This window comes from Microbulbifer aggregans, assembly GCF_020524005.1.
In the GTDB taxonomy this organism is placed as follows: Bacteria; Pseudomonadota; Gammaproteobacteria; order Pseudomonadales; family Cellvibrionaceae; genus Microbulbifer; species Microbulbifer aggregans_A.
Map to the genome: position 1 here is coordinate 44253 of NZ_JAIVKK010000012.1, position 23059 is coordinate 67311.

Below are 23059 nucleotides of genomic sequence, written 5' to 3' on the forward strand. Positions count from 1 at the left end.
CAGAATATGGAGAGCACACCCCATGAACGTGACCGTTTTTGGTACCGGATACGTAGGACTTGTACAGGCCGCAGTACTTGCGGAAGCGGGCCATCGCGTCACCTGTATCGATATCGATGAAAACAAGATCGAGCGCCTGAAGCAGGGGCATATCCCCATTTTCGAGCCTGGCCTTGAACCCATCGTCAAGCGCAACAACGAATCCGGAAACCTCTCCTTCTCCACAGACGCCGCCGCCGGTGTCGATCACGGCGAGTTGATTTTCATTGCGGTAGGCACCCCGCCCGATGAAGACGGGTCCGCAGATTTGCGCTACGTACTGACCGTGGCCCGCACCATCGCCGAACACATGAACGGCAAAAAATACATCATCAACAAGTCCACCGTTCCCGTTGGTACCGCCGACAAGGTGCGCGAGGAAGTGACCCGCACCCTGGCGGAGCGCAATGCGCTGAACCTGGAATTCGATGTGATCTCCAACCCGGAATTCCTCAAGGAAGGCTCCGCGGTTGCCGACTGCATGAAACCGGACCGCATCATTATCGGCACCTCGGAAAATGCCTCCGAGCAGAAGATGCGCCAGCTGTATGCCCCGTTTAACCGCAATCACGACAAAGTGATTGTGATGGATGTGCGCAGTGCGGAACTGGCCAAGTATGCGGCCAACTGCATGCTCGCCACCAAGATCAGCTTTATGAACGAAATGGCGGTGATCGCCGACCGGGTTGGGGCAGATATTGAGGCTGTGCGCCAGGGAATCGGCTCCGACCCACGCATCGGTTATCACTTCATCTACCCGGGAATCGGCTATGGCGGCTCCTGCTTCCCCAAGGATGTACAGGCCCTGAAAACCACCGCCGCGCAACTGGGTATCGAGCCACAAGTCCTGAACGCAGTGGAAGACCGTAATGCCAGCCAGAAACACTACCTGCTGGACAAAATTGTACAGCGCTACGGCAGTGACCTCAGTGGCAAAACATTTGCGCTGTGGGGCCTCGCATTCAAACCAAATACCGACGATATGCGCGAAGCACCCAGCCGGGTCCTGATGGAAAAACTGTGGGAGATGGGTGCCAAGGTGCGCGCCTTTGACCCGGAAGCCATGCAGGAATGCGAGCGCATTTACGGTAGCCGCGACGACTTGCAGCTGTGCGGCACCCGCGACAGCGCCCTGGCCGGGGCCGATGCGCTGATCATCGCCACCGAATGGCAACTGTTCAAAACCCTCGACTTCGGTACCGTGCGCGATTCACTGAGCGAGCCGGTCGTATTCGATGGCCGCAACCTCTACCATCCGCTGGATATGGCGGAAGCCGGTTTCGAATATTTCTGTGTGGGCCGCCCGCAGGTCGCGCGCGCTCAGTAAACACAGTCCAAACAAATCCGCTCACAACCCCCTCTTACTGACACTCGATAGCAAGAGGGGGATTGCCCACTATCAAAATGCCCACCGTGAAATCATCCCAGCAATTCGTATAAGCCGTAATGGTTAAACACATCGCGGAGCTTGGTGTCATTGCCACCTGTCTTACGCCAGTTTTCCCGTTTCAATGCCACAGCCTGCGTGCCACCCACCGTAAAAAAACGCTCAGACCATTCCCGGGGATCAGGCAATCGGGCGCAGGGCGTCCCCTGTAAGAGGCTCATCGCCTTAAGCCATACGTCGTCCGCTCTGGGGCAAAGTTCCAGGAATTTTTCTTTATCAAACGCATCGGGATGCAGTGAGCCGGGAAAATACAACACGCCCCCCACGCCGGTAGGAAAAACCCGTGGTGAAGGTGTCCCACTCGAATCTTTCCAGCCCCTGTCAGACTTCCAGCTATGGTAGGGCAATAACTCACCCCGCCTGTCCACTCCCATCAGATGGGCACGGTGGCAGTGAATGTAATCAGGGTTATCCAGATAGGCACGGTAAAGCTGATCGATCATATCTGCCGGGTACAGAGTATCGTCATCGACCGTAATGATCAGACTGTCGGGATATTCGCTAAACGCGTAAAAGTACTTGGTATACGGGCCCAGATCTTCCACAAAGCGCACCTGTAAACCGCGCTGCTGCATTCTGACCAGGCTTTCGGGCAGCGCCCTGTCTGCATACTCCTCGGCGGAGAGCCACAACACTACAGCGTCGGCCTTGACCCATTGCTGGAACAGGCTCTCGACCGTAACACTGACATCATCAATTCGCGGGCCAAAGGAAGTGAGGGAAACGACGATGTTGTGTGCCTTGTCATTCCCAATGCCGGAAGAACAATTATTGAGCGATTGCTGTTGCAAAAGTTGCACACGCAGAATGGACTCAAGCTTGCGATTATTGATTGCATCGTGCTTGCGCAAGCGTTTTTTCAGGAAGTAATGGAACACCTGGAGATACCTTTCTTGCCCGGAAGAATCTGATTACCGCGGTCAATTACATCTCAACGACAGTGTACGAGATAAAGCTCGTGGGCTCTAGCAACCGCCGTGCACCAGTTTCCTGAGTGCTGTCCAGCAAGATTATTCCCAATAAAAAAGGGCGGAGACCCGCAGGTTTCCGCCCTTTTTTACGAGACCTGAACGATCAGGCCGACGCGGCCTGGATCTGCGGACAGGTCTCATGGACATCGCTCAACCAGCCCATATGTGCCACGCTCTTGCCCTGTACCGCATCAAAATACATCTGCTGCAGTCGCTTGGTGATCGGGCCGCGACGACCTGCACCAATGGTACGACCATCCAGTATGCGGATCGGCAATACTTCCGCCGCGGTGCCGGTAAAGAAGGCTTCGTCGGCAATATAGACTTCATCGCGGGTAATGCGTTTTTCCACAACTTTGTAACCACACTCTTCGGCCAACTGGATAACCGACTTGCGAGTGATACCGTCAAGACAGGAGGTCAGTTCCGGCGTGTAGATGATGCCATCGCTGACCAGGAAAAAGTTCTCGCCACTGCCCTCGGCAACATAGCCTTCCGGATCCAGTAACAGCGCCTCTTCACAGCCGTTGCGAATCGCTTCCTGCAGCGCCAGCATGGAGTTGATGTAGTTGCCATTGGCCTTCGCCTTACACATGGCGATATTCACATGGTGGCGGGTGTAGGAAGAGGTATTTACCTTGATACCCAGTTCGCGGGCTTCCGGGCTCATGTAGCTCGGCCATTCCCAGGCCGCCACGATGATGTGAGCCTGCAACTGGTCTGCGCGCAACCCCATACCTTCCGATCCGTAAAATACCATCGGGCGCAGGTAGGCCTCCTTGAGGCCATTTTCGCGCACCACAAGACGCTGAGCTTCGTTCAGCTGTTCCTCGTCGAAGGGCATTGGCATGTTCATGATCTTGGCAGAGCGGAACAGCCTGCGGGTGTGATCCTGCAAGCGGAAGATGCTGGTACCGCCATCCGCCGTCTCGTACGCGCGCACACCTTCGAACACGCCCATTCCATAATGCAGTGTATGGGTGAGGACATGCACCCGGGCATCGCGCCAGGGGACCAGCTCACCATCAAACCAGATAACGCCGTCTCGATCGGCAAAAGACATGGGAAACTCCTACAAGAATTCTAATTCGCACTCTGTAGGAGCGGCCTGGGGGAAGGAGCGGACGGTGTACACCGGATCGAGCCTGTTCGCCTGCAGGCAGGCTCCTACAGCACAGAGCCTGGTGAAAAACAGTTTAATAGGGCAGCAGGAACCAGCCGGGGAGCGACGACGATCATGCGCTTCGCTCAACCCAGAATCTGCTGCCAAGTTGTTTCAACGGTCTTTCTTTCCGCTTCGAATTGGTCACCGGATACAACCCCTGGCTGCTGTTGTAATGCCAGGCGATGACCTTCAGATCGGTAGGCTTTGTAGGCGTCGATCAAATGTCCGGCTTGGTGGGCCGGCATCAGGCCCGCCTCGGTGAGGCTTTCAAGGATGCGAATATTATCGGTATATCGCACGATGGATGGCGCACTTTGCGCCCAGGCCAGTGCTGCATATTGAACCAAAAATTCAATATCGACAATACCACCCGGTCCGTGCTTTAGGTCAAATTGCTGATCATTGCTCTTATCGAGATGCGCACGCATTTTTTCGCGCATGGCGACCACTTCTTCACGCAGTTTTTGCTCATCTCTCGGCTCGCAAAGCAATTCGAGCCTGAGGGCTTCAAAGTCTTTGCCGAGGCGCTCGCTACCCGCCACCGTGCGCGTACGTACCAGGGCCTGATGCTCCCAGGTCCAGGCACTCTCGCGCTGGTATTTTTCAAACGCGGTCAGCGACGTCACCAGTAATCCGGAATTGCCGGACGGACGCAGTCGGGTATCCACTTCGTACAGCGGGCCGCTGAGCGTGCGGGTCTGCAGGATATGGATCAGGCGCTGGGCGAGGCGGGTATAAAAACTCAGGTTGTCGATGGAACGCTCACCGTCCGTGTACTGCTGCGGCTCGGCGTCGTGCACAAAGACGATATCGAGATCAGAGCCGTGGCCCAGTTCGAGCCCGCCCAATTTTCCGTAGGCGACGATGGCGAAACGCATATCGTCGGCGCTCGCGTCTCTGGGCATACCATGTTTTTCTGTCACTTGCTCCCACGCCAGTGCCAGAGACTGTTGCAGGATTGCCTCAGCCAGCCAGGTGAGCGAGTCGCTCACTTTCATCAACGGCAGCGCTCCGGTGACCTCCTGCGCGGCAATGCGCAGGCTCTGCCCCTGCTTGAACAGGCGCAGGGCTTCCATCTGTGCTTCGAGATCGCCTTCATCCACCCGCAACATTTCCTGGCGCAGGTCATCGGCGATGTCCTGCGCAGTCGACGGCTCCAGCAACCGACGCTGATCGAGCATCTCGTCGAGCAGGATCGGGTGGCGCGCCAGCTGCTCCGCAATCCACGGCGAGGCGCTGCACAGACGCAGCAATTGTGCCAATACCGGCGGGTTTTCATTGATCAGGACCAGGTAAGCGCTGCGGCGCAAAATGGAACGCAGCAGCGGCGTCACCCGCTCAAGTGCAAGTAAGGACTCACCGACCTCTGAAGCGGCGCCCAACAATAACGGCATGGTCTGATCCAGGCGTTCGCGCCCGGATGCCGGCAGAGCATTCACAATCCGGTCACTGCGCAAATTTACCAGCGCTTCCAGAGCCTTGGCGGCAGGCTGGAAGCCGGCTTCGTGCAGCTGTTCAAGCCAGCTATCGCGGTCATCGGCACGCTCGCACCCCGCCCATAACAATTGCCAGCGATCGGTTGCGGTTATTTCCACACTCTCTTCCGGTGGCGCGATGACTTCATCGAATTCCCGTTCAATCGCAATACGTGCCGCAACCAGTTCACTTTCGAGCGCGGGCCAGTCGCAATAGCCCAGTGCAAAAGCCAGACGCTGACGACGCTCGATTTCCGGTGGCAGGGTCTGGGTCTGCTGGTCGCGCTCCGCCTGCAGGCCGTGCTCCACCCGCCGCAGTAGCAGATAGGCTTCGCGTAATTCCGCTGCCGCGCCCGCAGGCAGGTGTCCACCCTGCTCCAGCTGCGGCAGTATTTTCAGGATATTGCGCTCCCGCAGTGCCGGCTCGCGCCCGCCGCGGATCAACTGGAAGGCCTGCGCGATAAATTCCACTTCACGGATACCGCCGCGTCCCAATTTGAGGTTGTCGATCAGGCCGCGCGCGCGCACCTGACGCTGGATCAGGGTTTTCATTTCCCGCAGCGCTTCGATCACACTGAAGTCGATGTAGCGGCGGTAGGTAAATGGCCGCAGCAACTCCATCAATTCTTCCGCGGCTTCTGCGGCGCCCTCACCGGCCATGGCTACCGGGCGCGCCTTGATCATCGCGTAGCGCTCCCATTCCCGCCCCTGGGTCTGGTAGTAGTCCTCCAGCGCGGCGTAGTGGCTCACCAGCGGGCCACTGTCCCCGTAGGGGCGCAGGCGCATATCCACGCGAAACACAAAACCGTCGGCAGTGGCCGCGTCGAGGGATTTGATCAGCCGCTGGCCCAGGCGCTGAAAGTACGCCTGGTTTTCCAGCGGCTTGTCTCCGTCGCTCTGGCCGGGCTCGGGATAGGCAAAAATCAGGTCGATATCGGACGAGAGATTCAGCTCCCGGGCCCCCAGCTTGCCCATACCAAGCACAATCATCGGCTGTACGACACCTGCGCGATCGCGGGGCTCACCATGGCGCTCAACCATTCTTTGCCGGTGCCAATCCAGCGCCGCCTGAATCGTGACCTCGGCCAGAGCGGTCAGCCGCGCGCACACCGTCGGGATATCCCACTGGCCGGCAAAATCCCGCCAGATGGCTTCCGCATTTACCCGGTTGCGCAAATGTCGCAGCGCGGAGTCCAGCTCCGCTTCCGTATCCAGCGCAGAGATATCGGGACACTCGAGCCCGAGGTCATCCACAGACAGCAGCTGACCCAACAGTTCCGGATTGCGCCGGCACTGCTGCAGCAGGAAGTCGGAGCCCACAAGGGTCCGCGCCACCAGCTGTTGCGCGCCCGCGTCACTGGCCAGCCGTTGCTGCATGGCTAAAGCATTAGCCTCTCCCACCTGGTCACACCAACTGCGCCACTGCTGTTGCACGCAGGGCTGCAAATGTTCGGGGCAGACAGATTCAGGGAACAACGACACGGCGGGATCCTTTTGCGTGGGGATGAAAGTGAGCGTAAATGAGGCAAGTATAAAAAGGCGAAGGCCGGGTCAGAAGACCTGGCCCGGCAGTTGAATCAGAATGCAATATCCGGCGGCGGTGCCACCCGCAGCACTTCCTGCACGGTGGTGATCCCCGCGGCGACCTTCCGGGCGCCAGACAAACGCAGGCTGTTCATGCCTTCGCGCATCCCCTGGCGCCGCACCAGCTGCAGATCGCACTCACTGGTGACCAGCGCCTGGATCCCCTCGGTAAACGGCAGGATTTCATAGATGCCCTGGCGGCCGCGATAGCCGGTATTGCGGCATTCGAGGCAGCCTTCCGGCTGATACACCACTTCGGGCTTGGGCGCTTTCCAGGGCCTGACCAGCGCCTGCCAGTCTTCATCGCTGATTTCCGCTTTGCCCTTGCAGTTGGGACAGAGGGTACGCACAAGGCGCTGGGCCATCACGCCCAGTACGCTGGATTTCAGCAGGTAGTGCGGCAGCCCCAGGTCCAGCAGGCGCGTCACCGCCGTGGGCGCATCGTTGGTATGCAGGGTGGAAATCACCAGGTGACCGGTGAGCGCCGCCTGCACGGCCATCTGTGCGGTTTCCAGGTCGCGGATTTCCCCCACCATGATGATGTCCGGGTCCTGACGCATCAGGGTGCGGATACCGGCGGCAAAATCCAGCCCGATACTGTGATGCACCTGAGTCTGGTTGAAACTCTCTTCCACCATCTCGATCGGATCTTCGATGGTGGAGACGTTGACCTCACTGGAGGCCAGTTGCTTGAGCGCGGTATACAGGGTGGTGGTTTTCCCGGAGCCGGTAGGGCCGGTGACCAGCACGATGCCATTGGGCCGCTCGAGCATTTTCTGCCAGCGGGCCAGATCTTCACCGCCCAGCCCCAGGTCGTGATAGGAGCGCGCCAGTACTTCCGGATCGAAAATCCGCATCACCAGCTTCTCGCCAAAGGCGGTCGGCAGGGTGGACAGTCGCAGCTCCACCTCACTGCCATCCGGGCGTTTGGTTTTGATCCGGCCGTCCTGGGGTTTGCGTTTCTCCGCCACGTTCATCCGCCCGAGAATTTTCAGGCGGCTGGTAACGGCGGCGTTGACCTGGTCCGGCAGCTCGTGAATCGGGTGCAGTACGCCATCGATGCGGAAGCGGATACGCCCGATTTCCCGACGCGGCTCGATATGAATATCACTGGCGCGCTGGTCGAACGCGTGCTGCAGAAGCCAGTCAACAATATTGACGATGTGCTGGTCGTTGGCTTCCGGGTCCTTGAGGTTACCCAGCTCCAGTAACTGCTCAAAGTTGTTTGCCCCGGAGCTGCCCTTAAGGCCACTGGCGCCGGAAATGGAATTGGCCAGGGAGTAAAACTCGGTGGCATAGCGCTTGATATCGGCCGGGTCGGCAACCACCCGCCGCACGCTGCGACCGCTGGTGTGTTCCAGCTGCTCTTCCCAGCCGCTGGTATAAGGCTGTGCAGTAGCGACAAGCAGTGACTCCTTGCTCGCTTCCACACACAGGATCTGGTGACGCTTGGAGAACTGGAAGCTCATCACTTCCGTCACCGCCGCCACGTTCACTTTCAGAGGGTCAATATGGTAAAGGCCGTGGGAGGAGGTATCCGCCAGCCACTGGGTCAGAGTTTCCGCCTCCAGCAGCTTGCCCGGCGTTTTCTGGTTTTCCAGCTCGCAACTGGCGATATAGGTGAGCGGGTGCATCTGCGCCTGCTCTGCCGTGCGCGGGGTACCGTTCAGGCGGTTCGCATCCAGCCGGCTCACATAGCCCTGGGCCACCAGGTCTTCCAGAAGTCCGGATAGGTCGAGTACCCGATCCGCCAGTCTGCTCGCCATACGCTGTCCCCGTTTTTGCTGCGGTCTTGATTCGCCGTCTAGGCTTAGAGTGAAGGCGCATTGTAGCTCTATTGGCCAATGGAGAAAGTACAGGGTTAACGGCTGCATCAAATGGTTACTGTGACCTTCGCACAGCTTGGGGTACCATGCCGCCACCCGGCCGCCTTAGCGGTCAAAATTCAACCTGTCAGGACCGGAAAAAAGGAACAGACCATGCCCCTGTCCAACATCGCCAACCTGTTCGGCCGCTCGCCGATCAAGCCGATCAAGGAACACATGGCGACTGCCCACGAAGCGTCAGCGGATCTGGTGCCCTTCTTTGACGCCCTCATGAAGGGCGACTTCAACACGGCCAAAACTGTCCAGCAACGCATTTCCGCCAGCGAGAACCGCGCTGACGACATCAAGCGGGACTTGCGCCTGCACTTGCCAGACAGCCTGTTCATGCCAGTCTCCCGCACCGACCTGCTGGAACTACTGCACGCCCAGGATGAAGTGGCGAACACGGCGCAAGACATCGCCGGTCTCGCCATCGGCCGTCAGATGCAGGTGCCTGAATCCATGCAGGCGCAAATGCAGATCTTTGTAGAGAGCGCCGTAGCCGCCTCCGCACAGGCTCTGACGGCCATCAACGAGCTCGACGAACTGCTGGAAACCGGCTTTGCCGGCCGCGAGGTAGATATCGCCCAGCGCATGACCGAAGAACTGGACGAGCTCGAGCGCAAATCCGACAGGCTCGAGGTGGAAATCCGCTCCTCACTGTTCCAGATCGAAAAAACACTGCCTCCGGTGGATGTGATCTTCCTCTACCGTGTCATCGAATGGGTGGGCGACCTCGCGGATCGCGCCCACGCCGTGGGTAACCGCCTGCAGTTGCTACTGGCGCGTTAAAGAGGAGAGCACAATGGAAATAATTACCCAGTACGGCCACATTTTCCTGATTCTGGCCTGCGTATTCGGCTTTTTCATGGCCTGGGGTGTAGGCGCGAATGACGTCGCCAACGCCATGGGCACCTCCGTGGGCTCCCGCGCGCTGACGATCAAACAGGCGATTGTCATCGCCATGATCTTCGAATTTGCCGGTGCCTATCTCGCCGGTGGCGAAGTAACCGCCACCATCCGCAAGGGCATTATTTCACCGGATATCTTCACCGACAGCCCCGAGTTGCTGGTGTACGGCATGCTCTCGGCACTGCTGGCCGCAGGTACCTGGCTGATGATTGCCAGTATCCTGGGCTGGCCGGTATCCACCACCCACTCGATCGTGGGCGCCATCGTCGGTTTCTCCGCCGTGGGCATCTCTGTTGATGCCGTTGCCTGGGGCAAGGTGGGTAGCATCGTTGCCAGCTGGGTGGTGTCACCCGTGCTCGCCGGCACCATCTCCTTCATGCTGTTCCGCAGCGTGCAGCGGCTGATTCTCAACACCGAGGATCCGTTCACCAACGCCAAGCGCTATATCCCGCTCTACATGTTTGCCGTGGGCTGGATGATTGCCATGGTGACCCTCACCAAGGGCCTGAAGCACGTACTCAAGGATGCCAATATCACGCTTAGCTTCTGGCAGGATGCACTGATCGCCGGTGTTGCCGGGCTGGTTGTGATGGCAATTGGTATTGCGATGCTGAAACGCATCAAGCGCGATCCGGAGCGCGAGCGCGAAAACCGTTTCGCCAACGTAGAACGCGTATTTGCCATCCTGATGGTATTCACCGCCTGTGCCATGGCCTTCGCGCACGGCTCCAACGACGTAGCCAACGCAGTTGGCCCGCTGGCAGCAGTAGTAAATACCGTGCAGATGGGTGCGGTGACCGCCAAAGCCTCCATGCCATCCTGGATTCTGCTGCTCGGGGGCGCGGGTATCGTTGTCGGTCTGGCAACCTACGGCTTCAAGGTGATGGCCACCATCGGCCGCAAGATTACCGAGCTCACCCCGAGCCGCGGTTTTGCCGCCGAGCTGGGTGCGGCCTCCACCGTGGTTGTCGCCTCTGGTACCGGCCTGCCGATTTCCACCACCCACACCCTCGTTGGTGCGGTACTTGGTGTAGGTCTCGCCCGCGGTATCGGCGCCCTGAACCTGCGCATGATCACCACCATCGTCGCTTCCTGGGTAGTCACCCTGCCCGCGGGTGCCGGCCTGGCGATCCTGTTCTTCTTTTTCTTCAAGGGCGTATTTGGATGGTAACCGTCGGCGGGCATTAGAAGCCGCCGTCCACATCTGTTAAAAAAGGGAGCTTCACGCTCCCTTTTTTATTGGTCATTTCCACTGACCTGATTCACCCCGAGAGAAGGAAACTCCCATGCAATTGCCTATCTATCAGGCCGACGCCTTCACATCCGAGCTGTTCAAAGGCAACCCCGCCGCCTATGTGCCCCTGAGCCAGTGGCTGGAAGATGCGCTGATGCAGCAGATTGCCGCGGAGAACAATCTCGCGGAAACGGCGTTTACGGTTCCCCGGGGCAAGGAGTTCGAATTGCGCTGGTTTACACCGGGTGAGGAAGTCCCCATGTGCGGCCACGCCACCCTGGTGACCGCCCACCTGCTGTGGACAGAATTGGGCTTCAGCGAACCGGAAATCCACTTCCATACCCGCAGTGGTGAGTTGGTCGTACGTAAAGACGATGACTTGCTGGCCCTGGACTTCCCCGCTCAGCACAATCAGGAAATAGCCCTTACCTCGAATTACGCACAGGCGCTGGGCGCACAGCCATTGCAGGCACTGGAAGTGAAGGGTTCTGATGACCAGCTGCTGCTGGAATTTGCCAGCGCCGCTGAAGTGGCAAGCCTGCAACCGGATATGCGCGCGCTGCTGAAGCTGCCCTATAAAGGCCTGATCTGTACTGCGCCGGGCGATGGGTATGACTGCGACTTTGTCAGCCGCTTTTTCGCCCCGGCCATCGGTATCGATGAAGATCCGGTAACGGGGTCAGCGCATACCCGGCTGGTACCGTTCTGGGCCAGCAAACTGGATAAAACCCGTCTCAAAGCCAAACAGATCTCCCCTCGCGGCGGCGAGCTCGACTGTGAACTATCCGGCGAGCGGGTATTGATGCGCGGGCGGGCGGTGACCTACCTGCGCGGAGAGATCGCCCTGTAATGGAAGCGGTGCAGGCGCGACCCGCCTGCACCAAGAGACTTATGCCAGACGCCCCAGAGGGCTGGCGATACTCTCCGGCGGCAACGTAAACCAGGCCGGTCCGTCTTCGGTCATATACAGGCAATCTTCGAGGCGCACACCAAATTCTCCCGGCAGATAGAGGCCCGGCTCATTGGAGAAACACATACCCGGTGCCAGCCTGGTACTTTCCCCGCGTACAAAGTTCACCGGCTCATGCCCTTCCATACCAATGCCGTGGCCGGTGCGATGGGAAAGCCCCGGCAAGCGGTAGTCCGGCCCAAAGCCATTCTTGAGGTAGAACGCACGTACCGCATCATCGACACTACCGGCAGGCGCGTCCAGTTTGGCGGCGGCAAACGCCACATCCTGCCCGTCGCGCACCAGTTGCCAGATCTTCTGCTGCTGCTTGTTCGGCTCACCATAGACAAAAGTGCGGGAAATATCCGACTGGTAACCTTCTACGCTACATCCACAGTCCATCAAGACGATCTGCCCCTCACGGATTTCTTGCGGCTGGTCGGTGCCGTGGGGATAGGCGCTGCCTTCGCCAAACAGCGCCATGGTCCACACGCCCTGGCCGCCCAGGTTGGTCTGAGCTTCGCGCATCAGCTGGTTGACATCCGCCGGCGTCATGCCCCGACGCAGCTGCTCGTGCACCATGCCATAGGCCGCGAGAGTGATTTCATTGGCCTTTTTCATCAGCGCCAGTTCCGCCGGGCTTTTGATCATCCGGCAGCCGCGGGTAACCGGGTCGGCGCTCTCCAGCTTGAAAGGCGGCAACGCATGGCGAATGCCATCGGCGACAAACCAGCGCACCGTGGCTTCCAGGCCGATAACCCCTGACTTGAGGCCACGGTCTTTCAGTACCCCTGCGACGCGCTCAAACGGGCTCTCATGCTCATTCCAGGTGCGCACATCCTCCCCAAAGGTCATGGACTCACGCACCGAAGGCTCCTCGAAAAACGGAGTCACTACCGCCAGCTCCCCCCGTTTCGGGATTACCACGCACGTCAGGCGCTCGGAGCGCCACCAGCGGATGCCAGTGAAATACAGCATGGCTGCGCCCGGTTCGAGCACAATGGCATCGATGCCGGACTTCTGCATCAACTCCTGGGCACGGGCGACCCGCGCCTGACGCTCTGCCACACTGATTGGCTGTATACCAGCAAGCATGGATTCCGGTTTTTTAGCGGTACCGGCCGTTTTCTCTTCGGCCATTGCGCGCAGTGGCAACCCGGGTGTAACTGCAAGTAGTGCAGCAGCTTTCAGTAATTGGCGTTTCGTCGGCATATCAGGTTCTCCCCCGCTCCCTGTCTGTAGCTTTTGGGCTGAGTATTATTTGTTGGCGCGAAAAGCCGCGCTATTTTTCAAACAGACGAGGGTAGCGCGTTTTGGCGGGAAACAGGATGCGTTTGAACGCCCGTATTGCCCCCTCTACCGCAGCCTGCGAAATTTATCTGTGGGGATTGGAGACTTCAGAGCGCGTCAGGCCCGCTAAAGAGAGGCTACCAGTAGTGATAATGCAGCCGCTCATTTTTGCGTGGCCCGTGGATCTGCCAGATCAGCTCAATCTCATCATTGTGTAACAGCAATTCAGCGGTGTAAGTATCATCACCACACAGGTGTGGCGCCTGGTGGCGGAAACCGTGTTCGGTAACCGGTACCAGGTTGAACAGTAGAACAGGCTCTTCCCGGCGCAGGTGTTCGAGGCGCACAAAGTCCGGGCAACGGGTCCAGCGATAGCGGTTTTCCAACGCGACCTTGTTGCCATCGGCATCGGTAAACTCTGCCTGCTCGGCAAACTCAATGTGTGCACCCCGGCTGGTAACCTCGACGTCTCCACGTCCATGGCCGCGCCAGTTTGTCTGGGAACCCGGGCCGTTACTGGCGGAAAAGCTGAAGGCGCGTACCTTTTTCAATCGCTCACAGAGTTGCGCCAGCGCCTCCAGCCGTTTGTAATCTGTAGGCATAGTTACTGACACACTACATACCCCATGCTTCTGTTGATTCTCGTTACCCTGCTGTGGGCATTTTCCTTCAGCCTGATTGGCGTGTACCTGGCCGGCCAGGTAGACAGCTACTTTTCCGTGCTTACGCGGGTGCTGCTCGCCACCCTGGTATTCCTGCCATTTCTCAACTGGCGTACGCCGGCACGCATCGCAGTTACCTTGATGGCTATTGGCGCGGTGCAACTCGGGCTGATGTACCTGTTCTACTACCAGTCATTCCTGCTGTTAACCGTGCCGGAAGTCCTGTTGTTCACCATTTTCACGCCTGTCTATATCGCCCTGATCTACGATTTACTGGCGCGCCGATTTTCGGCCTGGAACCTGTTAGCCGCCGCGATCTCCGTGGTCGGCGCGGCTATCATCCGCTGGGATTCCCTCAGCAGTGATTACTGGCTGGGCTTTTTTGTGGTCCAGGGGGCGAATCTGTGTTTCGCCATTGGCCAGGTAGCCTACAAGCAGTTTATGCAATCAACCTGCAGTCGTGGCAATGCTCTGCCGCCGCGGCAGACCTTTGGCTGGTTTTTCATTGGCGCCAGCATTGTCGCCGGTATCGCCTGGCTGGTACTCGGCAAACCACAATACCCTTCCAGCAACCTGCAATGGGGTATTTTGCTGTGGCTGGGCGCAGTGGCTTCCGGAGTCGGCTACTTTCTCTGGAACAAGGGCGCCACCCAGGTTTCTGCCGGCACTCTGGCCGCGATGAATAACGCGCTGATTCCCGCAGGGTTACTGGTAAACCTGTTGATCTGGAACCGGGAAGCGAATCTTGCGCGACTCGTCACAGGAGGCGCCATCATTGTTCTGGCTGTCGCCCTGAGTGAATGGCACAGTAGGTCCCGCAAAGGAAAACATCGCGACAGCACACAAGGATTTTGAGTATGAATGCCCGCACCCTGCCCAGCCTGCTGCAGCAACTGCAACAGCTGGTGGCCAGCCCCAGCGTCAGCGCCACCAATCCCACACTGGATATGGGTAACCGCGGCGTTATCGACCTGCTGGCCGCCTGGCTGGAAACCCTCGGTTTCAAAGTAGAGGTCATGCCTATCGATGGCCAACCGCACAAGGCAAACCTGATTGCCACCCTGGGCAGTGGCGATGGCGGACTGGTGCTGGCCGGCCACACCGATACGGTGCCCTATGACGACAACCGCTGGCAATCGGACCCGTTCAAGCTGAGCGAGCGCGACAACCGCCTGTACGGCCTCGGCAGCACCGATATGAAAGGCTTTTTTCCCATTGCCATCGAAGCGGCCAAAGCCTTCGCCGACAAACCTCTGCAACAGCCTCTCATTATTCTCGCCACCGCCGATGAGGAAACGTCCATGTCGGGCGCCCGCGCACTGGTGAAAGCCGGCCGACCCAAAGCCCGCTACGCCGTCATCGGCGAACCGACCGGGCTCAAGCCCATCCGCATGCACAAAGGCATGATGATGCACGCCCTGCGCATCACCGGCCAGGCCGGCCACTCATCGAACCCGGCCTACGGGGCCAGTGCGCTGGAGGCCATGCACGGCGCTATGGGAGAAATCCTCAAATTGCGCAGCGAGTGGCAACAGCGCTACCAGAACCCCGGCTTTGCAGTACCGGTGCCGACACTGAACCTCGGTTGTATTCACGGCGGTGACAATCCCAACCGGATCTGCGGCCACACCGAACTCCAGTTCGACCTGCGCCCGCTGCCGGGCATGCCCATGGATGAGCTGCGCGGCGAGCTGCACCAACGCCTGAAAAACACCGTTCACGGAGAAAAAATATCCTTCGAATTGGTACCACTCATCGGCGACGTCGAAGCGTATGAAGAGCCTGCGCAATCAGAGTTGGTAAAGATTGCGGAAAAGCTGACCGGGCACAGCGCGGCAAGTGTGGCCTTTGCCACCGAGGCGCCTTTTCTGCAAAAGCTGGGGATGCAAACCATCGTGCTCGGCCCCGGGGATATCGATCAGGCACACCAGCCGGATGAATACCTTGGGCTGGAGCGGATTGATCCGATGGTGGAAATTCTTACCGGTTTAATCGGCAAGTTTTGCCTCTAAGCAGACTCCTACGGTGTACAGAAATTTTCGCGAAGGCGCTGCTACCGCAGAAAGTACGGTATATTGCACCCATTAACGAACCACCTGCTGAAGTAGACAGAAAGTGAACACCGATAACACCACCCTCAACTGGTTCCGTAACGCCGCGCCCTATATCAATGACCTGCGCGGGCGAACCCTGGTGGTTGCCATTCCCGGGGAAGGTTTTGCGCACGAAAACTTCCGCAACCTGGTACATGATCTCGCGCTGCTGATCAGCCTCGGTGTACGCCTGGTACTGGTACACGGCGCCCGAGCCCAGGTGAATGAAGCTCTGGCACAGGCCGGTATTGAAAGTCGCTTCCAGGGTAATACCCGTATAACCGATCGCGAGACCCTGGAAATCATCAAGGGCGCGCTCGGCAAACTGCGTTTTGAAATTGAAGCCGCCTTTTCCCAGGGATTGCCGGATTCCCCCATGGCCGGCTCTTCACTTAGGGTGATTTCCGGAAATTTCGTCACTGCGCGTCCAGTCGGCATCATCGATGGCACGGATATGCGCTGGACCGGTCGCGTGCGGCGTATGGAGGCCGGAGCCATCCGCCGCGCGCTGGAAGAAAACGCGCTGGTACTCCTCTCCCCCATCGGGACTTCCCTGACCGGCGAGCTGTTCAACCTGAATTATCTCGACCTGGCCGCTGAAGCCGCCAAGGCACTCAGCGCGGAAAAACTGATCCTGTTCAGGGATGTGCCGCAACTCGAAGTAAAAGGCGAGCCGATCTATGACCTGAGCATCAACCAGGCCGAGGAAGTCGCGGAGTATCTCGACAGCGAAACCCTGAACTGCGCCATTGCCGCCTGTAACAGTGGCACCCAGCGCGTGCACCTGCTCAGTTACGCAGAAAACGGCGCGCTGCTGCAGGAACTGTTCCGTCGCGAGGGTGCCGGTACCATGATCTACCGGGACAGCTACGAAGTGGTTCGCCGGGCCCGTATTAATGACGTCGGCGGCATCCTCGGGTTGATAAGGCCGCTGGAAAAACAGGGCGTGCTGGTGCGTCGCTCACGGGAAAAGCTCGAGGCAGAAATCGATCATTTCACCCTAGTGGAAGTGGACGGTACCCCGGTGGCCTGCGCTGCGCTCTACCCGATCCTCGACGATCAGGGCGATACCGTGGCAGCAGAGATTGCCTGCGTTGCCATTCATCCGGATTTCCGTGGTGGTGGTCGCGGGGCCAAATTACTGCAGCATCTGGAGCGGCAGGCGCGCGCGCTGGAGCTACCGGAGATCTTCGTACTCACAACCCAGACCGAGCACTGGTTTATCGAGCGGGGCTTCACCCAGGTTGAGGTCAGCGACCTGCCCGCCAGCCGACAGTCGCTGTACAACATTCAGCGCAATTCCCGCATTTTACGCAAACAGGTTGTTCCGCAATAATTTTGCGGAACGCCGCCCGTAGCACGGATACAAATTGCGGCATATCTGCCCTTTGTTGCCAAACGCGCAAAATGCTTTGCACTTTGCTACTCTTTCGCGCCTGTGAGCGCTTCAGCGCCGATCCTGTAACCAGGCCCGCCACCTGTTCGACCGCGACCTGAATTCAATTAGTAAGAGTCACTATGCCCCAGTATCGCTCCCGTACCTCCACCGCCGGCCGCAATATGGCCGGCGCCCGCGCACTCTGGCGCGCCACCGGCATGAAAGATGAGGACTTCCACAAGCCCATCATCGCCGTAGCCAACTCTTTCACCCAGTTTGTACCCGGCCATGTACACCTGAAAGACATGGGCCAGCTCGTGGCGCGTGAAATTGAGAAGGCCGGTGGTGTGGCGAAGGAATTCAATACCATCGCAGTGGACGACGGTATCGCTATGGGACACGACGGCATGCTGTACAGCCTGCCCAGCCGTGAAATCATCGCCGACTCCGTGGAGTACATGGTCAACGCTCACTGTGCCGATGCGCTGGTGTGCATTTCCAACTGCGACAAAATCACGCCCGGAATGCTGATGGCCGCGCTGCGCCTGAATATCCCGGTCATTTTTGTTTCCGGTGGTCCGATGGAAGCCGGCAAGACCAAGCTCGCAGATCACAAGCTCGACCTGGTCGATGCGATGGTCATTGCAGCCACCGACGACGCCAGCGATGAACAGGTAGCCGAATACGAGCGCTCCGCCTGCCCGACATGTGGTTCCTGCTCCGGCATGTTCACCGCAAACTCGATGAATTGCCTGACCGAAGCATTGGGGCTGTCGTTACCGGGCAACGGTACCATGCTCGCGACCCATGCCGACCGCGAGCAGCTGTTCCTGCGAGCAGGACGTGAGATTGTGTCACTGGCCAAGCGCTACTACGAGGAAGACGACCTCTCCGCGCTCCCACGCTCCATTGCCAATCACGCTGCGTTTAGTAATGCCATGGCACTGGATATCGCCATGGGCGGCTCCACCAATACCATCCTGCACCTGCTCGCGGCCGCTCAGGAAGGCGAGGTGGACTTTACGCTCGCAGATATCGACCGCCTGTCACGGAAGATTCCGCAACTGTGCAAGGTGGCACCCAATACGCAGAAATACCATATCGAAGATGTACATCGCGCGGGGGGCGTTATGGCCATTCTGGGCGAGCTCGACGCCGCGGGCCTCCTGGACTCCAGCCAGCCCACAGTCCACAGCAACTCCATGCGCGACGCGCTGGAGCAGTGGGACATCTGCCGTACCGACGACCCGGAAGTGCACAAGTTCTTCCGCGCCGGTCCGGCCGGCATCCCCACCCAGCAGGCGTTCAGCCAGGACTGCCGCTGGAACAATCTCGATGGCGACCGCGAGAGCGGCTGTATCCGCTCCGCTGAGCACGCCTACTCCTCCGAGGGTGGCCTCGCCGTCCTGTTTGGCAACCTGGCCCCCAATGGCTGTGTGGTGAAGACCTCCGGGGTGGAAGAAGAGCTGTGGCACTTCGAAGGCCCTGCACACATTGTCGAAAGCCAGGAAGACGCAGTAGCAAATATTCTGGAAGGGCGAGTGAACGAAGGCGAAGCGGTTATCGTACGCTACGAAGGTCCCAAAGGCGGCCCAGGTATGCAGGAGATGCTGTACCCCACCAGCTACCTGAAGTCCAAAGGGCTGGGTAAATCCTGTGCACTGATCACCGATGGTCGTTTCTCCGGGGGCACCTCGGGGCTTTCCATTGGACACGTATCCCCGGAGGCGGCCGGCGGCGGCAATATCGGCTTGGTACAGGATGGCGATCCCATTCGTATCGATATTCCCAACCGCCTGATCGAAGTGGATATTCCCGAGGCAGAGCTGCAACGCCGCCGCGAGGCCATGGACAGCAAAGGGGCTGAGGGCTGGAAGCCAACTAAGCCCCGTCCGCGCAAGGTGAGCCGCGCACTCAAGGCCTACGCCCTGCTGGCCACCAGTGCCGACCGCGGCGCGGTACGGGAAATCGACTGACCCGCGTCCATTCAGCGACACAAAAAAGCGAGCCTATCGGCTCGCTTTTTTTATTTCTCCTATTTAAACAAAGATCCGGGGATCTACTCCGCCATGCGGAAGGTTATCCGGTTGCGCACGCCATGTTGCTCTACCGGTTTCCCTTCCACTACCGGCGGCCGGTACTTGAAGCGCGCCACCGCGTTCAGCGCGGCACTGTTGAATACATCTGTGGGAGCACCACTCATATCGAACCCACCGACAACACTCGGATCACGAACACTACCGTTACTGGTAATGGTGAACTCCACTACGACATACCCCTCAAGGCCTCTCGCCAGGGCCCTGCGCGGGTAGCGCGGAGCCGGTTTGTAAATTGGCAGTGGAGCAGAGTCCACCACAACAGGCCCCTGCTTTTCCGCCTTCACAGTCGGGCGATCAATGATTGTTGAAAAATCACCGGGCTCCACTTGCGGATCTACTTCGACCCGGGGAACCGCCGGTGGTATTTCCTGAGGTTTAGCCGGTGGCTCGGCCTTGATCACCGTAAGTTCGGTCGGCGGCATGTGGATAGGCGCAACCTTCGGCGCATCATCGGTCGGCGGCGCGCGGTAATCCGTTGCGATCAGTTGGGTCATACCAAACAGCAGCAGACCGGTTACCCCCAGTGCAAAAGCACCGCTGCGCAACAGTTTGATGGTTTTGAAAGACAGGGAAAATTGGGGACTGGCGAATGCAGTAAGACTACTTTGCGGATAAGCCTGTTCCATAACACCCCTCCTAATTATTTTCAGGTGTTTTAGTGATCACACAGTGAACTGTGTGGTTGGAAAAGCTGATCAGCTACTTACAGTATTTAGTTGAAATACACGAAGTTGCAAATAAATCGTATTTATTCTCTATATATCGAGCAAAAATTCGGTAAAAAAAAGGCCGCACATTGTGCGGCCTCGAAAACTCCGGAAAACACTGACTTACATGGCCAGTTGCGCTTCCCGTTCTTTCTCATTTTCAACAAAGGTAATCCACTGCTTGGCAAACTTCTCGGAACGCTTGTCGTCCAGCGCCTTCTTGAAGTACTTCAACGAGTCGTCGTACTTCTTCAGGTTCGCATTTGCCATGCCCAGAACGATATACAGCTGGTCTACGCGCTTGATATCGCCCTTTTTAAGTGCCTTGGCAGCCATGTCTACGGCTTCTTTATTCTTGTCCAGGTCCAGGTAGATACCGGCCAGACGGGAATAGAGATCGCCTTTGTCAGACATGCTTGCAGCAGCTTCCAGCTCCGGGATCGACTTTTGCAGCTCCTGAGCCATCTGGTACGCCTGAGCCAGGGTTTCCAGATTTTTGGAGTTGCGGGCAATCTTCTTCTCTTTGATGCCCTTTTCGATCACCTTCGCGCCCTTGTAAGGCATTTCAGCACCCATAAAGAGATAAGCCATATTCAGCAGCTCTTTCTCTTTCTGCAGGGCGCCGGCAACGTAAGCGGCTTCCATCATGTGAAGCATGTCGTCTTCACGCTTGAGCTCGCCGTACATGCCCGCCAGCTGCTTGTAGTACTCACCTTTCGGGTAGTGCTTCACCAGCTTCTCAAGGATATTGGTAACCTGCTTGTAGTCGTTTTTCTCGTAGTAGAGAAAACGCTGCAGGCTGTACCAGTTTTCCTTGGGCACCTTGCCTTCTTTCTCGTACATGGAAACAGCCTGATTCATATCAGCCATCGCCTTGTTGTTGTCACCCAGCTGGTAATAAGCCTGGGCGCGCAACGCGTACGAGTCAGCGGTAACAGTTTCGGAAGCAGCAAACCACTTGTTCAGGTAGTTCACAGCCTGCTTGTAGTCTTCGGTTACGAAGTACAGCTGGGCGATGGTTTGCAGCGTGCCTACTTCGAGCGCTACCGGCAGGTTTTCTGCACCCTGCTGCAATACCTGCTTGTAGTAGGAAATCGCCTGCGGGTACTTCTCCATGCTGTAGTAGACAAAGCCGTAGAAGTAGTACATCTGCGCGGCTTCATAGCCGTTCAGCTTGCTCTTACCCGCTTCCATCTCCTTCAGCGCTGCGAGGGCTTCCTGCCACTTCTGGGCGTCGGCAGCTTCCTGCGCTTTACCCAGGTACTTAAATGCGCTTTCACGCATCGCAGGTGTCTTGCGGGTCTTCTGCTCTGCAGCTTGCGCCTGAGCAAAAGAGCTGGATACACCAACTGCTTCCAGAACAGTCACACTTACGGCGGGAGCCAGTACCAAGGGCAGCGCTACGGACGTGCGCAGGACGAACTTGGACAGGCCTTTCGTCACGGTCGTCATATTCATATGCGTCCCCTAATTATTGCGCCATATTGAAGCTGATCTTGGTTTTTACACCAGGCACTTCAATAGGCTCGCCGTCAACAACCCGCGGCTTGTACTTGTACTTCAACGCGGACTTCACTGCTTCGCGGTTGAAGATGGTGGTTGGATTGCCGTCTTTTGTGAAGGCTTCCACCACGCGCGGATCCCGTACAGAACCGTTCTTGGTTACCGTGTATTCCACGATTACCCAGCCTTCAATGCCACGCTGCAGTGCACGACGTGGATACTGCGGCTGTACTTTCACGATCGGAAGGTAGTCACCCTCGCTCGCGAAGCCACCAATACCGGTCACTTTCAGGTCGGCGTTGGCCGCCGGCGCTGACATGTTCAGTGCATTGTCAATGTCGGGCTGATCAAACTCCGGCTCCGGCATTTCGGGCGGCGGTTGCTCAGGCTCGTCTGGCTTTTCCGGCTTGCTGGTATCGTATTGTGTTTCGATCTTCGTGTCCGGCATGACGACGTCGGCTACCTTGATCTGCTCCTCTTCCTTCGGAGCACCCAGGTTCGCTTCAATCAGCGCATGCATGGTGAAGATCAGGGCAAAAGTGGTGGCTACTGCCAGCGCACCTGCCCCAACTAATCTTACCGGGTTCATAGTTGTTAACTCTTCTCTGTAGCGACCGACACTTTCTCGATACCAATTCTCCTGGCCGCATCAGCGATCAGGGCAACCTTCTCGATACTCGCTTCTTTATCGGGCTGAATTACCAACCACCCTTTCGGGTTTTCCGCGTAGAGACGCTCCAGGGTATTTTTCACCTGACGGTCGTCTACTTTCTCTTTGGCAATCCAGATTTCGTCGTTGTCGTTAATCGCTACCAGAATAGAGGCGGCTTTGAGGTCAGCGGTGGTCGCTTCCGGCTTAACAACATCGACGCCCGGTTCCTTGATGAAGGTCGCGGTGACGATGAAGAAGATCAGCATGATGAACACTACGTCCAGCATGGGCGTAAGGTCGATCGCGCCGGCCTCTTCTTCCGCCGTAGTCTGTTTTCTGCTCATTGCAACTCTCTTTAGCGAAATGCTATTAGCGAGATTTGGCCTTGCGAAGCCTCCACCGCACCCTAAGTGTTAGTGAAAGCTCCATGGATTGGCTAAACCTTCTCAGTGTCCGACCTGCACAAATACTCCAGGCCGGTCACTTTGATTGTGGTGCCGTCAGTGATCCATCGTCAGATGGTCTTCCAGCAGCTGGGTTTCACGCTCAGCAGTACGGGTGATGTAAGTATTTGCAAATACACCTGACAGTGCGGTCACCATGCCCGCCATTGTCGGGATGGTAGCCATGGATACACCACTGGCCATTTGCTTTGCATCACCACCGCCGGTGATCGCGAGCACTTCGAACACGTTGATCATGCCCCATACGGTACCCAGCAGGCCGAACAACGGCGCGAGGGCAACGCAGGTCTGGATCATGTCCATATTGCTCTGGATCTTCTCGGATACCCGGGAAATCAGCGCGTAGCGGATCTGGTGGGCACCCCAGGATTTGCGCTCGGGGCGCGCTTCCCAGGAGTCCACTGCGCCCTGAACATCGCGTTTCAGGCCGCCATTGAAGTAAAAGACCCGCTCAAAAATCAGCGTCCACATGAAGAAGGTCAGGCCGGCGATCAGAAGTAGTACTGGCCCGCCCGACGCCATAAAGGCGTTGACGGCGGCCCATGCGTCATTTAATGCGTGCATGTTGCC

19 protein-coding genes are annotated in these 23059 nt (G+C 58.0%); 8 read left to right on the top strand and 11 right to left on the bottom strand.

Annotated features, from left to right (window positions below):
- The first annotated feature begins 22 nt into the window (after nt 1-22).
- Nucleotides 23-1366, top strand: coding sequence for a UDP-glucose dehydrogenase family protein (locus LC093_RS18085; protein ID WP_226668138.1), 1344 nt, complete (start codon nt 23-25; stop codon nt 1364-1366).
- A gap of 92 nt (nt 1367-1458) precedes the next feature.
- Here the strand turns inward: LC093_RS18085 and LC093_RS18090 are convergent, their stop codons facing one another.
- The 4 genes from LC093_RS18090 to LC093_RS18105 form a co-directional block, all read right to left on the bottom strand.
- Nucleotides 1459-2364, bottom strand: coding sequence for a hypothetical protein (locus tag LC093_RS18090; RefSeq protein ID WP_226668141.1), 906 nt, complete (start codon nt 2362-2364; stop codon nt 1459-1461).
- A gap of 196 nt (nt 2365-2560) precedes the next feature.
- Entirely contained in the window at nt 2561-3520 is a 960-nt protein-coding gene (locus LC093_RS18095) for a branched-chain amino acid transaminase (RefSeq protein WP_226668146.1), read from the bottom strand.
- 185 nt (nt 3521-3705) lie between these two features.
- On the bottom strand, nt 3706-6579 hold the full coding sequence (glnE, locus tag LC093_RS18100; protein ID WP_226668148.1) for a bifunctional [glutamate--ammonia ligase]-adenylyl-L-tyrosine phosphorylase/[glutamate--ammonia-ligase] adenylyltransferase: 2874 nt from the start codon (nt 6577-6579) through the stop codon (nt 3706-3708).
- Nucleotides 6580-6674: 95 nt separating this feature from the next.
- Nucleotides 6675-8447 carry a GspE/PulE family protein gene (locus LC093_RS18105; RefSeq protein ID WP_226668152.1) on the bottom strand — a complete coding sequence of 591 codons (1773 nt, stop codon included), beginning with the start codon at nt 8445-8447 and terminating at the stop codon, nt 6675-6677.
- A 213-nt stretch (nt 8448-8660) separates the two neighbouring features.
- Between LC093_RS18105 and LC093_RS18110 the strand changes: the two genes are divergently transcribed.
- From LC093_RS18110 to LC093_RS18120, 3 genes are all read left to right on the top strand, one after another.
- The gene (locus LC093_RS18110; protein ID WP_226668156.1) at nt 8661-9338 is read left to right on the top strand and encodes a TIGR00153 family protein; all 678 of its coding nucleotides are present in this window, start codon (nt 8661-8663) and stop codon (nt 9336-9338) included.
- A gap of 13 nt (nt 9339-9351) precedes the next feature.
- Nucleotides 9352-10629, top strand: a complete 1278-nt coding sequence (locus tag LC093_RS18115) for an inorganic phosphate transporter (RefSeq protein ID WP_226668159.1) — start codon at nt 9352-9354, stop codon at nt 10627-10629.
- A gap of 115 nt (nt 10630-10744) precedes the next feature.
- Nucleotides 10745-11542, top strand: coding sequence for a PhzF family phenazine biosynthesis protein (locus LC093_RS18120; protein WP_226668161.1), 798 nt, complete (start codon nt 10745-10747; stop codon nt 11540-11542).
- A 39-nt stretch (nt 11543-11581) separates the two neighbouring features.
- Here LC093_RS18120 and LC093_RS18125 read toward each other — a convergent pair whose 3' ends face one another.
- Together LC093_RS18125 and LC093_RS18130 are read right to left on the bottom strand one after the other, a co-directional pair.
- The gene (locus LC093_RS18125; protein WP_226668166.1) at nt 11582-12853 is read right to left on the bottom strand and encodes a M24 family metallopeptidase; all 1272 of its coding nucleotides are present in this window, start codon (nt 12851-12853) and stop codon (nt 11582-11584) included.
- Nucleotides 12854-13068: 215 nt separating this feature from the next.
- Nucleotides 13069-13545: a DUF6314 family protein gene (locus LC093_RS18130; RefSeq protein WP_226668168.1), complete on the bottom strand. Its 477-nt coding sequence runs from the start codon at nt 13543-13545 to the stop codon at nt 13069-13071.
- 12 nt (nt 13546-13557) lie between these two features.
- On the opposite strand from LC093_RS18130, the gene LC093_RS18135 reads away from it, so the two are divergent.
- The 4 genes from LC093_RS18135 (at nt 13558) to ilvD (ending at nt 19040) form a co-directional block, all read left to right on the top strand.
- Complete coding sequence (locus tag LC093_RS18135) at nt 13558-14448, top strand: carboxylate/amino acid/amine transporter (protein WP_226668171.1); 891 nt, start codon at nt 13558-13560, stop codon at nt 14446-14448.
- A 2-nt stretch (nt 14449-14450) separates the two neighbouring features.
- On the top strand, nt 14451-15605 hold the full coding sequence (gene argE / locus LC093_RS18140; protein WP_226668174.1) for an acetylornithine deacetylase: 1155 nt from the start codon (nt 14451-14453) through the stop codon (nt 15603-15605).
- Nucleotides 15606-15708: 103 nt separating this feature from the next.
- Nucleotides 15709-17022, top strand: coding sequence for an amino-acid N-acetyltransferase (argA, locus tag LC093_RS18145; RefSeq protein WP_226668177.1), 1314 nt, complete (start codon nt 15709-15711; stop codon nt 17020-17022).
- Nucleotides 17023-17204: 182 nt separating this feature from the next.
- Entirely contained in the window at nt 17205-19040 is a 1836-nt protein-coding gene (gene ilvD, locus LC093_RS18150; RefSeq protein ID WP_226668180.1) for a dihydroxy-acid dehydratase, read from the top strand.
- A gap of 83 nt (nt 19041-19123) precedes the next feature.
- Here ilvD and LC093_RS18155 read toward each other — a convergent pair whose 3' ends face one another.
- From LC093_RS18155 to LC093_RS18180, 5 genes are all read right to left on the bottom strand, one after another.
- Nucleotides 19124-19789 (bottom strand): energy transducer TonB, encoded by a 666-nt coding sequence (locus LC093_RS18155; RefSeq protein WP_226668183.1) that lies wholly within the window; start codon nt 19787-19789, stop codon nt 19124-19126.
- A 204-nt stretch (nt 19790-19993) separates the two neighbouring features.
- Entirely contained in the window at nt 19994-21328 is a 1335-nt protein-coding gene (locus LC093_RS18160) for a tetratricopeptide repeat protein (RefSeq protein WP_264193186.1), read from the bottom strand.
- Between the two features lie 13 nt (nt 21329-21341).
- Nucleotides 21342-21962, bottom strand: coding sequence for an energy transducer TonB (locus LC093_RS18170; protein ID WP_226668186.1), 621 nt, complete (start codon nt 21960-21962; stop codon nt 21342-21344).
- A gap of 5 nt (nt 21963-21967) precedes the next feature.
- Nucleotides 21968-22369 (bottom strand): ExbD/TolR family protein, encoded by a 402-nt coding sequence (locus tag LC093_RS18175; RefSeq protein ID WP_226668188.1) that lies wholly within the window; start codon nt 22367-22369, stop codon nt 21968-21970.
- A 156-nt stretch (nt 22370-22525) separates the two neighbouring features.
- Nucleotides 22526-23053 (bottom strand): MotA/TolQ/ExbB proton channel family protein, encoded by a 528-nt coding sequence (locus LC093_RS18180; protein WP_226668191.1) that lies wholly within the window; start codon nt 23051-23053, stop codon nt 22526-22528.
- Nucleotides 23054-23059 lie beyond the last annotated feature (6 nt).